The organism is Brevibacillus sp. NRS-1366 (genome assembly GCF_050467985.1).
Genome location: NZ_JBITPN010000025.1, coordinates 152,441 through 164,566, shown reverse-complemented (window position 1 = coordinate 164,566; position 12,126 = coordinate 152,441). Strand labels below are relative to the sequence as shown.

At 46.3% G+C, this 12,126-nt stretch carries 10 protein-coding genes; 7 read left to right on the top strand and 3 right to left on the bottom strand.

Annotation, left to right across the window (positions count from 1 at the left end; all coding sequences use genetic code 11):
- Positions 1-888 (top strand): hypothetical protein (locus ACIFQN_RS22860; RefSeq protein WP_429835347.1); only part of this gene is annotated, 888 nt, incomplete at its 5' end.
- Positions 889-1,092: 204 nt separating this feature from the next.
- Here ACIFQN_RS22860 and ACIFQN_RS22855 read toward each other — a convergent pair.
- Positions 1,093-2,016 (bottom strand): LysR family transcriptional regulator, encoded by a 924-nt coding sequence (locus ACIFQN_RS22855; RefSeq protein WP_429835346.1) that lies wholly within the window; start codon positions 2,014-2,016, stop codon positions 1,093-1,095.
- A 108-nt stretch (positions 2,017-2,124) separates the two neighbouring features.
- Here ACIFQN_RS22855 and aroA point away from each other — a divergent pair, with 108 nt between their 5' ends.
- The 3 genes from aroA (at position 2,125) to ACIFQN_RS22840 (ending at position 5,735) form a co-directional block, all read left to right on the top strand.
- Positions 2,125-3,480 (top strand): 3-phosphoshikimate 1-carboxyvinyltransferase, encoded by a 1,356-nt coding sequence (gene aroA / locus ACIFQN_RS22850; RefSeq protein WP_429835345.1) that lies wholly within the window; start codon positions 2,125-2,127, stop codon positions 3,478-3,480.
- 532 nt (positions 3,481-4,012) lie between these two features.
- Positions 4,013-4,375 carry a hypothetical protein gene (locus ACIFQN_RS22845; protein ID WP_429835344.1) on the top strand — a complete coding sequence of 121 codons (363 nt, stop codon included), beginning with the start codon at positions 4,013-4,015 and terminating at the stop codon, positions 4,373-4,375.
- Positions 4,376-4,508: 133 nt separating this feature from the next.
- A complete protein-coding gene (locus ACIFQN_RS22840) occupies positions 4,509-5,735 on the top strand; it encodes an amidohydrolase (protein ID WP_429835343.1) in 1,227 nt (408 codons plus the stop codon).
- Positions 5,736-5,879: 144 nt separating this feature from the next.
- Here the strand turns inward: ACIFQN_RS22840 and ACIFQN_RS22835 are convergent, their stop codons facing one another.
- Together ACIFQN_RS22835 and ACIFQN_RS22830 are read right to left on the bottom strand one after the other, a co-directional pair.
- Complete coding sequence (locus ACIFQN_RS22835) at positions 5,880-6,827, bottom strand: DMT family transporter (RefSeq protein ID WP_429835342.1); 948 nt, start codon at positions 6,825-6,827, stop codon at positions 5,880-5,882.
- A complete protein-coding gene (locus ACIFQN_RS22830; RefSeq protein ID WP_429835356.1) occupies positions 6,827-7,681 on the bottom strand; it encodes a helix-turn-helix domain-containing protein in 855 nt (284 codons plus the stop codon). Before ACIFQN_RS22830 ends, ACIFQN_RS22835 begins: the two co-directional genes overlap by 1 nt.
- 302 nt (positions 7,682-7,983) lie before the next feature.
- Here ACIFQN_RS22830 and ACIFQN_RS22825 point away from each other — a divergent pair, with 302 nt between their 5' ends.
- The 3 genes from ACIFQN_RS22825 (at position 7,984) to ACIFQN_RS22815 (ending at position 12,087) form a co-directional block, all read left to right on the top strand.
- Positions 7,984-9,453, top strand: a complete 1,470-nt coding sequence (locus ACIFQN_RS22825; protein WP_429835355.1) for a M81 family metallopeptidase — start codon at positions 7,984-7,986, stop codon at positions 9,451-9,453.
- Between the two features lie 61 nt (positions 9,454-9,514).
- Positions 9,515-11,146: an ABC transporter substrate-binding protein gene (locus ACIFQN_RS22820; RefSeq protein WP_429835341.1), complete on the top strand. Its 1,632-nt coding sequence runs from the start codon at positions 9,515-9,517 to the stop codon at positions 11,144-11,146.
- A 20-nt stretch (positions 11,147-11,166) separates the two neighbouring features.
- On the top strand, positions 11,167-12,087 hold the full coding sequence (locus ACIFQN_RS22815) for an ABC transporter permease (protein WP_429835340.1): 921 nt from the start codon (positions 11,167-11,169) through the stop codon (positions 12,085-12,087).
- The last annotated feature ends 39 nt before the right edge of the window (positions 12,088-12,126 follow it).

The following is a 12,126-nucleotide window of genomic DNA, read 5'->3' as shown; positions in this document are numbered from 1 at the left end:
GTAAAATCTAAGACAGCTGCCCCAGAAGAGAAGCCTGTGACAGCAAAATCAAACCCTGTTCCTGTTGAGGAAAAGTCGATTAAACTTAAAGTAAAAACAGCTCCCCTAGAAGAGAAGTCCGCTACAGCAAGACAAAAAGCTACTCCTGTTGAGGAAAAGTCCGACAAGCTAAAATCTAAAAAAGAAGCCAAACAAGAGAAGCCCGCAACAGCTCGATCAAAGACAACTGCTGTAGATGAGAAACTCGCCAAAGCTAGATCAAAAGAAGCTCCAGTAGAAGAAAAATCTGTTAAAGAAAAATCAAAATCAGCTCCGGTTCAGGAAAAGGCCCCAAAATCAAAGTCAAAATCAGTCTCTCCTGAAAAGATGCCCGCATCTGTTCAACGAAACGTAGAGGCAGCCACACCTTCAGTAAAGGTCATTCCAGCAAAGCAGAAAGTTTCAACTCCCGTGACTAAAACACTCAAAAGAAAAAGAAAAAAAGTTACCCGTTCGTCAACTTATATTACCATTGCGATCGAAGTCGCACCTATCTTGAACGCGAAAAATGAAAAGGCCACAAAGAGCAAAAAAGCTGCTGATTCAAAAGCCACGAATGCCAAAAATAAGATAAAAACGAAAAAAACGCGTAACTCGTCAATCAAACCAGCGATAAAAGTCGCTTCGTCGCAAATGCGTAATGTAAAAATAGAAAGGCAAGAGGCGAAAAAGCTGAAAGGAAACCGAAAATCCACCAAGCAAGGGCAAAAATCTATATCCTCCAGAAAACCACAAAATGCAACGACTCCTAAAAAACAATCCTACTCCAAGGTTGCGGCTCCTCAGCAGCGAACAAATAAACGCCAGGCAAATAAGCTCCGTGCTAAAAAAGGTAAAAAGATTGCTTGAATCAAGAAAGAAGATTTTTGTGAATAATTCGGTAAGCTTTAGCACAAAATCAACTCTTACCGCTTTGGAAATGGATCATTTGTAAAGTACTCCAAAAAAAGCGAAGAGAAAATACTTGAAGAAAAAACGGTTCGCATCTGGGAGTAGAAAATCCAGATGGTGAACCGTTTTTTCAATCCGGATGACTTGGGTGACCGATCATATTTAGGAATTTTTTCCTTCTCCATGAATTTCGTCCTGATGCCGAAAAACTGACGTTAGCATTTCAAGAAAGCGAGACGCGGCCAGAGACAACGACATATCGAGGCGAGTGGCGATGCCGATCCTTCGCAGAGGAAGGATAGAATCGGGGCGGAGCTCAAACAGCTTTTCTTCCTCCAACTCTTTTTTCACAAACGAGCGGTTGACACAAGCGGTACCGAATCCGAGCCTCGCGAATTCAACGAGCAGGTCGATGCTGCCTAGCTCAATATCTGCCTCAATGCTGACTCCTTGAGCAGCAAACCATTGCTCTACAAAGCAGCGCGAACTGCTCCCGGGTGACAATAGAAGGAGGGGAAGCGTTCCTATTTCCCCAGCGGAAAGCGGACGACTAGCCAGCTCCCGAAAAGCTTCCCCTACAACAAAAGTATCTTGAATCGCGGATAATATTTTGACATCAATAGCGGGATCAACAATGGGCATGTGCACGATGCCAAAATCGATTAGTCCCTCTTTTAGACGATGCACAATGTCGGTAGTCTTCCCGTGGGAAAGGCGAATTCGAATTTCGGGATATTGGAAATGGTACGTATCAAGATACGGGAGCAGTAAACTTTTTATCAGTGAATCGCTTGCGCCGATCCGCAGTTCACCGTCAGTGAGGGACTTTAGATTCTGTATGGTTTTCTCCCCATCACGGAGCAAAGCGAATGACTGCTGCACATATTGATAGAGCGCCTCACCTTCCGTCGTGAGTTTTACTCCCTTGGAAAGACGATGAAACAATTTGACACCAAAACCTTCTTCCATTTGCTTGATGGCATAGCTGACGGATGGCTGGGTAATGTGCAATTCCTGTGCAGCTTTGGTTAAGTTCCCCAATGTAGCGGTATAAAGAAAAATGCGATACCATTCAAGATTGAACATGATATAAACCACCTCTATGACAAAGTGCTTTAATAATGATTTCATCTATTTGTTGATCTTCATTATAATCAGGCTGAGTGATTCAATCAATCTGAGAGGGTGGACTAGATGAAGGCGAGAAGCAAGAACCAGCCGGATTGGGAAGCACGGTCGCCGTGGTCCAAATATAACAATAAGCAAACAGTATCCGTTTTACCGCATAGTGGTGGGGTAGATGGTGATATAACAGTTTCAGGCAGTAAAAGCTTAACGAATCGAGCGCTGATTATTGCTGCTTTGGCTGAAGGGACTTCTACAATTGAGGGAATCCTGAAAAGTGATGATTCGTATTGGTGCATAAGTGCTCTGCGTGAACTCGGTATTCGGGTTGAGGTACAAGGGGAAACAGCCATCGTAGAAGGAGCAGCTGGAAAATGGCCGAACCAAGACTGTGAATTGTATGTAGGATCTGCGGGGACGATCGCCCGTTTTTTGCCTGGAGCGCTTGCAGCAGGGACAGGTACATGGAAACTTCGCGGAAGCAAACAGATGAGTGAGAGGCCACTAGCTCCGCTGCTTGATGCGCTAAAGAGTATGGGAGCAGTTATTCATTATGAGGAAATGAAAGGCTGCTTGCCATTGACATTGAAAGCAGCTGGTCTACAAGGCGGATTGGCGAATGTACCCGGCTCTACCTCCAGTCAATTTATTAGCGGTCTCTTACTCGCTTCCCCATACGCGCGAGAAGCATTGACCATTCACATCAACGGTGGTAGTGTTCAGCCCGATTATATTAAAATGACGATTGACATGATGAGAGCATTTGGTGTTGATCCGATCATAAATAATGACGGTCAGACGATCTCGGTCCACCCGGCTAGGTATAAAGCGAGCTCAGTCATACTTGAGCCTGACGTTTCGACATGTGGCTACTTCTGGGCGATCGCTGCGCTGACAAATGGCCGCATTCGGATCAACGGAATTACGGCAAAGACGCTTCAGCCCGATATTGAATTAGTAGAAATACTTGAACGAATGGGGTGCATCATTACCCGAGGAGATGGATTTGTCGAGGTGCATGGCACAGGCCAGCTCAAGGGCGGGTTTACTCACAGCATGAAGCGGTGCTCTGATCAGACGCTGACCATTGCTGCACTGGCCCCATTCGCAGACGGACCGATTACACTTACAGACGCAGCCCACATCAGGCACCATGAATGTGATCGGATTACAGCCGTTTGTACTGAGCTCGGCAAGCTCGGCGTTCGTGTGGAAGAGCACCCGGATGGATTGACCGTCTACCCAGGCGTCCCGCATGCAGCGCTCTTGGATTCTCATGACGACCATCGAATGGCGATGGCGCTTTCCCTTATCAGTCTGAGGGTGGAGGGCATCCGTATTGCCGACCCAGGCTGTGTCTCCAAAACGTGTCCGGACTATTTCGATCGTTTGCTAGCGCTCGGTATCGGGGTAGATTTTGAATAGGTGCATCTGAATTTGTTGTCTTTTCCACCATTCCGATCGAAGCTGTTGACATTTTGCTTGGAGTGGATCGGTGGAGCTTTCTCTATCTTATAGACCTCAAGCTTGAGTGGTTGATTTTTCAACGATCCAGGCTAGGGGTCTTTTCTTTTAAACGAAGCTGTACGATCCCAAGGTTATGCCAAGTGATTATTCGTGAAAGAGATGAAAATAATAATTTTTAAGAAAAGGTAAAAAATATTAAAAATTAGGTAAACATTTTGAAACTCAACTCCTTGTGCTCGCTGTACGATGAAAAAGCAAGTTCTAAGTTCGATGCTCGCCTTGATATGCGCCACAGCCATTACCTTAGCAGGTTGTTCATCTGGTCAACCAATCAAGGAGAACGCCACTGAGAGTGCTCCATCAAGTAAAAACGATACTCTCGTGGTTGTTCGTCAATCCGATATTACAGGCCTTGATCCCCATTTTTTCACCGATATTCCGACAGCAAGCATTATGAATAATAAGGGCGATGAAAGAAGGGGCTACGATCGTGGGAGGCGTAGATCCTGCTGGATTTGATGGACAGGTGGACCGCTCGCTTGATTTGATGGTGGAGCTTGCCGTCGAGACAAACACGGATATTGATTTGCATCTGCACGACTATGATTCCATTGGCTTGTACACGATGAAAAGATTGGAAGATATAACGGAAGATGCGAAGTGGCAGGGCAGAGTGGCAATCAGCGATTGGCAGAGCACTATAAATGGATGGACGAGCGTTCCCTTCCGAAACACTTGGCTTCGTTACAGGTGGAATCATCCCGCTGAAATAGTAGCAAGAAGGGCAAAACGCCAAGCGGTTATGTACAAAGGAAAAGTGGTAGCAGGAACGCTTGCTGTTTGTGAGGAGTAAGGAACATCGTCATGGAATAGCATGAACAGGTAAGGGTGACTCAAAATTGAAATTGGGCACCCTCTTCATTAGGATGTAAAATCATTAGGGAACACATGTGACGAAAGGCGATTCTTTATGGGGGATTGGACAGATGACAAAACACGAGTATTGGTTAACAAACGTGCTACTGGAGAAGGGATATGAGTACGTTAACGGTTCCGTGACAGGTACCCAGACGGAGCTTTGTCATATCCGTATCAAGGATGGCAAAATAGCAGAGATCCGATCGGCGGTTAAACCAGTGGAGACCGATTTGTCTAACATTGACGGAAAAATGAAATTATTACTTCCGGGGTTTGTTGAAAAGCACGTCCATCTTGACAAGACGTTTTTAGGTGAATCATGGCGTGCCGTCATTCAGGCCGAGACTGTCGTTGATCAATGCGATATCGAAAAACGCATTTTGACAGCATTGCCAATGACCACTGAGAAGCGTGCAAAAGCGTTATTGAACATTTTGCTTGCCAACGGCTCGACCCATGTGCGGACTCATGTGGATATTTACCCAGAAGTCGGACTAAGCAATCTGGAAGGAGTCATGCTTGCGCTGGAAAGCTTCTCTGGCAAGCTTTCCCATGAGATCGTTGCGTTTCCACAGCACGGTTTGTTGCGGACAAAATCGAAAGCCCTTTTACGCGAAGCATTGCGCATGGGAGCTGGTCTGGTTGGGGGAGTCGATCCGGCGACCGTTGATGGGGATATCGAAGCGTCACTAGTCGAAATGATCGACTTGGCGGTAGAGGCAAATGCTGGGATCGATCTTCACTTGCATGATGAAGATTACTTGGGTGTTTTTACGATGCAGCGCTTGGCGGCACTTACCATCGAGGCAGGCTGGCAAGGACGAGTGAGCATTAGCCACGCTTTTGCAATCGGCGACATTCGTGCTGACGAAGCGGATGAATTGGCGTCATTGCTGGCTGAAGCCGGCATTACAATCATCACCGCCCTGCAGCACAATGTCACGCTGCCACCAGTCCCCCTCCTTAGCTCAAAAGGTGTCAAGGTAGCGGTAGGCTGCGACAATATTTTCGATTCCTGGCGACCGTTTGGGAACGGAGATGTGCTTGAGAGAGTGGGCAGATTGGCGGAAAGATTCAGGTTGCAAGATGAGTATTCGCTCGGGCAGGCGCTTGGTTTTATAACAGATGGACGAACCTTATTGGACAAGGAAGGAAAAAGGGCATGGCCCAAGCTGGGAGACGAGGCGAGCATGGTGCTGGTGGATGCGACATGTGCCGCAGAAGCAGTTGCGCGACGTGCTGACAGAGTAGCCGTATTCTTTCAAGGAGAACTAGTAGCAGGAGGTCTAGATTGATGATCGATTTATTACTTGTTTACGGTGTTGTCATTACGATGGTTCATGAGCGGGGGTAGCAGCAAATAAGTAACAGCATGAATGATATTGAATAAAGCCCAGGGACAAGGTGACTTGATCTCCTGGGCTTCTTCTATTCGAAAGCTATACTTCTATCTGTGATTTAGGAGTTTCCCGATCAGCCTGTTTGAACAGCTTTCGCTTCAAACCAAGCTTTGTCCCATCTGAAATAAACAACCCTACCAAAGTAAGCGCGGCCCCTATCATCGCGATCCATGTGATTTTCTCATGCAAAATAAGCGAAGACGCCACGATCGTAATCACAGGCACGATATAAATATAAAGGCTAGTTTTTACCGCTCCTAAAACCCCAACAGCCCAATTCCAGCTTACAAAGCATAAGGCAGAAGCTGCTAAACCGAGAAATAGTAGATTCAATAAATTAGGGGTGGTGGCGAACCTCGCGACATCAAGGTTAAAGTCAAGCACAAATAAAGCGGGTATCATTAACAGTAAACCGTAGAAAAACACCTTGCGCGTGCTGCCAACAGTATGGTAGCCAAGCTTGCTTATTTTTCGCATTAACACGGAATAAACAGCCCAAACGATGGATGCAAAGACCGCTAGTAGGTCTCCTACAGGGTTCAGCTTTAAAAGAAAGCTGCCGTTAAAGATAATCAGTACAATTCCGAGAATCGCGATGACAAAGCCGACAAAATAGCGAAGACGTAATTTTTCCCCCTCCAGGCTAAAGTGTGCCAAAACAGCTGTAAAAAATGGGGCAATCGAAACGATGACACCGACATTCGAAGCAAACGTATAGGTAAGGGCTATGTTTTCCAGTAAAAAGAATAAGGTAACGCCACACAACCCTGCAAAAACATAAAGCAGCTCTTCGTTGAAACCTTTTGTTTTGATCCAATGCGGATAAACAACCAGCAGGGTAAGATAGCCAACGATAAAACGGTAAAGGAGAATTTCAATAGAGGTAAAATCAACTAATAATATTTTGGTGGATATATAAGTCGTTCCCCATATCAATATGGTTACAAATGCTGCCAGATGTCCGGCAGATAGCCGTTGATTCTCCATTATTGTTCTCCTCTGCCATCCAGCAAATGTGATTCTGTTACGGGTTCAAATATCTTCATATATTGCTTAGGGGTTAGACCGATCATTCTTTTGAAGAAATTCGAAAAATGGCTTTGATCGCTAAAGCCTGTCTGAAATGCGACTTCCATCGGCGGAATGCCTTGTTCCAACAGTTTTTTGGCATTTCCGATCCGAATGGTTTCAAGATAACTATAGGGGGAAATGCCTTTTTGTTTCGTAAAAGAACGAAGTAGATGATATTTGCTTACCTTCGTTAATTCGCTTAACTGGTCAAGCGTAATTGTTTTTGCATAGTTTGATTCCAAAAATTCACAGACTAACTGAATTTCAGAGGCCGGTTCTTGTGCGCAATGCTCGGGTACGGTATCGGAATATTCTTGGATGAGCTGCTCGATGAGAAATAAAAACAGCTCCTCCTTTTTGAAGTCACTTTCTTCCTTAGAAATCATCAGATGAAGCTCTCGCAAGGATGTTGCGAGTTCGCTTTGATAAAGAACGGTCTGGGTAAACCTGGGGAGATATTCTCTTCCGGTGATTTCACATACAGCTTGGCGCATAATATTTTCAGGAATGTTAAGGCTGCGATAGTCCAGTGTTTTCCCGTCCACCTGTTCACAAGTATGAGCATCGCGCGGGTTAAAAATGATCACATCTCCGGCGTTCGTGATAAATTCCTGATTTTTGCATATCAGATAGCGCTTTCCCTTTTCGATAAAGCCCAAGACGTAATAATCATGAAAATGGTTGGGGAATTTCTGCATAATCCCTTTAAAACAATAAGCTTCGATTTTAAGTTTTTTATCAAAACAGACCGTTCGAACCTCCTTAGCCATTCGGTCTTCCTCCTTAACCTGTCGATGTAGTGATAACATACCACACAAATGATAGCCGTTTCTTGCATGATGTTGCTCAAATCCTTCAAACATCAATAAGGCGGCTTTTTTGTCCATTAGACCTGACGAAAAAGCTTTTATCGAATAAAGAAACGCAATAGTATGTATTTTCAGAAATCCGTATTGTGGTTTTCCAAAACAAGGATTATAATGCAACTAGAGTTACAACTTCATATATATACCTTTTTCAAAGTATAAACTTCATTTTGATGTAATCGTGAAAATGGGAGGATGAACAGTTGATGAGAATCGTAATTGCGGAGGTCATGCACGAAACCAATACCTTCTCGAATGTTCCTACAACGCGCGAGCTATTTGAGCTTTGGGAGTGGGCGAGGGGAGACGAAATCTTGGCGGCGCACAGCGGGGTCCGGGATTTTCTTGGGGGAATGATCGATGCGGCTAGACAGCGGGGTATTGAAGTGGTAGGTGCATTTGCCGCAAGTGCTTATCCATCGGGCACAATTACAAAAGAAACATTTGATTCGTTACAGGATGAGCTGCTTTCCGGAATCGCCGAGGCGGGAAAAGTGGATGCCATTTGTTTGTCCTTGCATGGCGCTGGTGTTGCGGAAGGCTTCGATGATCTGGAAGGGGCTTTACTAAAAGCGGTTCGTAAGCAAGTCGGCTACGATATCCCTCTGATCGTAACGCTAGATTTGCACGGAAACATTACGGACGAAATGATAATGGAGGCAGATATCCTCCTCGGGGTCCATCTCTACCCGCACACAGATTGCTATGAACGAGGCCTGGAAGCGGTAGAGCTAGCAGAACGGATGGTGGTAGGGGAGTTGTTACCTCGTATGTACCGTGCGACATTGCCACTGATTATCCCCCCCTCTACGACAAATCTATCTCCAGCCAAGGACATCAATGAAGCGTGCTATAAATGGGAGCGGGAGCCCGGCATGGTTGACTGTGCTTTCTTTCACGGCTTTCCTTACACAGATATTCCAGAACTGGGTGTTACGGTCGTCGCGGTGGCGAACAACGATTATGATTTGGCAAAACGTGCGGCTGAAGACATTGCTAATTTGATTTGGGAAAAACGCGAGGAATTCGCTCCCAAGGTCCTCTCTCCACAAGAGGGGCTGGCATTAGCGAAAGCAGCAACTAAGTTCCCAGTGGTGATAAACGAAACGTCCGATAACCCTGGAGGTGGCACGCCAGGAGACGGAACGCACCTGCTGCGCGCGATGCTAGAGGCTGATTTGCAAGATGCCTGCTTTGGTTTTATCTACGATCCAGAGGTTGCTTTACTCGCTCATGAAAAAGGAGTGGGAGCGACCATCGAGGTGCAGCTCGGTGGCAAAACAGATAACCTGCACGGGGAACCGATTGCGCTCACGGCCTATGTCAAATCGCTCTCGGATGGGAAGTTCATTACCTCCTCGCCGATGGGCAAAGGGTCACCTGTCAATTTGGGGAAATCCGTCCGCCTGCAAGCGGGTGGTGTGGATATTCTGGTCTGTTCAGTAAAAACACAGGTGCTGGATGAGCAAATCTTCCTCCTACACGGAATAGATGTCACTCAATTCAAAATCGTTTGTTTGAAATCCAGCCAACACTTCCGGGCCAGCTTTGAGCCAATAAGCGCGCAGATTATTACGGTAGATTCCCCAGGACTGACAACCCTCTTATTCCAATCATTTGACTACAAGCGCCTACAAAGACCGGTTTATCCAATTGATCCAGTCACTCGCACCTAATAAAGTATTCAAGCGAAAATGATTCCACAAAGCCAATAAAGCAAAAAAGGGGGAACTGTTCATGAAGAAGAGGCGTTATACGACCTTGGCTACCATCGGACTAGGTGTTACCTTGCTACTTGCGGCTTGTACGGGTACCAACTCTACGGGTACTAGCACACCTGGGACCAATACGAATGCGACAAAGCCCCCGGAAAAATCGACAGAAGGTGGTGGTGCTCTCGTCATCGCAGCACCAGTTGAGCCGGATACATTGGACCCACATAAATCTACGTGGCTCGATAATACCAATAGTCAGCTATATGATTCAATCCTATCCCGTGATCTGCAAGGGAAATTAGCTCCCCATCTGGCTGAGTCGTGGCAAGTTTCCGATGACGGGAAAGTATGGACGCTGGTGCTGCGTAAAGACGTCACCTTCCAGTCAGGTGCACCATTGACGGCGGAATCGGTCAAAGCATCGATTGAGCGATTCGCTACCATTTCTCCAAGCAAAGATTTAGCAGGCCCGATTGACAAGATCGAGGCTACTGACCCGCATACGGTGAAGGTGTATTTCAAGGAGCCGTTTGCCCCATTCGCCAACATGCTCGTGGGATCTTTCCTTTCCCCATTTGATCCCGAACGCCTGAAGGAAAAGGGGGATCAATTCGGAGAAGCTCCGCTCGCTACTGGGCCGTTCATGAATCCCGAAATAAAGCGCGGTGCGTCTTTGACCTACGTCAAAAATCCGAATTACAAATGGGCTTTGCCTTTTGCAGAGAATCAGGGAGCGCCTCACATTGATAAGCTCGTCTTTCGTTTTCTGAAAGATGATGATACGCGAATCCTCGAATTCAAAAAGGGTACCGTTCACATTTTGCAAGAGGTTCCGAGCACATACGTACAAGAATTGCAGGCTATTCCTGGCACCAAAATCGAGACCAACATGGAGCAAGGCATGAAATATTTAGGCTTTAACAACCAAAAAGAGATTTTCAAGGATGTACGCATAAAACAGGCGATCGCGATGGCTGTGGATCGGGAACCCATTGTGCAGTATGCCTTGTCTGGTTTTGCTAAACCGATTTATGGTCCTCTACCTCCAACCATCCCGGGCTACAGCGAGAAGATCGAGAATATGGCCAAGGAAATGTACGGCTACAATGTGGAAAAAGCAAAGCAACTGCTGGCGGAAGCAGGCTACACGGACAGCAACAACGATGGCATCGCGGATAAAGGTGGCAAACCCCTCTCTTTTGAATTGCTCTTGTCGGATGACCCAGCGCTGCAGCGTGTTGCACAAATTTTACAAAGTCAATTGAAAGAGATTGGAGTGGACATCAGAATCGCCGTTCATGATATAGCCACTGTCAAAGATCGGTCAACGAAAGGGAACCATGAACTCTTCCTTCTTTATTTTGGGTTAAATGACCCAGATATCCTTTATTTGTTGATGCAGACCGATAATTCCAAGCGCGTCCACTATTCCAATCCAAAGGTGGATGAGCTGCTCGCCAAAGGACGAACCACCATGAACGAAGAGGACCGAATGAAAGTTTATGAGGAAGCAGAGGAAATCTTGGTGAAAGATCCACCATGGGTGCCGTTGTATGTGAGCGAGTCCGTAACGGCGACACGCAATATTGAAGGATACAAGCTGAATCCATTTACAGGGGATATTCCGTTTGCAGACATTCGCATTATGAAATAGCGAAAGGGAGATGAGGAGTTTTGCAACGATACCTTTATCGAAGATTGCTGTCGCTCTTAGGTACGCTTTTCGGCGTCACTATCCTCATCTTTCTGTTGGTTCATTTGATCCCAGGGGACCCCGTGCAGTATTTGCTCGGGGATTACCCCACGGAAGAGGCGATAGCAGCATTAAATGAACAACTCGGGCTGGATAAGCCATTAATTATTCAATATGCCGGGTTTCTCGGAAAGCTATTGCAAGGGGACTTGGGTACATCTTATATCACGGGGTATACGGTATGGCAAGAAATTGTGGATCGATTCCCAATCACCTTCCAACTGGCTTTGTACAGTGTCATTCTTGCGACGATCATTGGGATTTTGGTCGGTGTGGTCTCGGCGGTGAAGCAGAACACATGGGTCGATCGAGTCGCGGTCTTTTTATCTTTGATTGGGATTTCAGCGCCAGGATTTTGGATCGCCCTGTTTCTGATTTGGATATTTGCTTACAAGCTCCCGATCTTTCCGATTTCAGGTTATGATGGATTCTTTTCGCTCGTCCTGCCCACCATCACTCTCGCTTTGGGTGAAGCGGGGATGATTGCGAGGATGACACGCTCAAGTATGTTGGACGTGATCAAACAGGATTATATGCGTACCGCTCAGGCAAAAGGAGCACCTCAGCACTGGGTTATTATCCGGCATGGGCTGCAAAATGCGATTATTCCGGTTATTACGCTAATTGGTCTCGAATTTGGTGCGCTGCTGGCCGGTGCAGTCGTGACGGAAACGATTTTTTCCTTGCAGGGTCTCGGCAGCTTGGCGATCGAGGCAATAGGGAAGCGAGATTTGCCAACCATCCAAGGACTTGTTTTCTTTATCGCATTTTTGTTTGCGCTTACAAATCTGATCGTCGATTTAATGTACAGCTGGTTTGATCCACGGATTAAATACGAGTAGGAAGGAGTGAAGAAATGTGAACGGAAACTTGAGCCAACT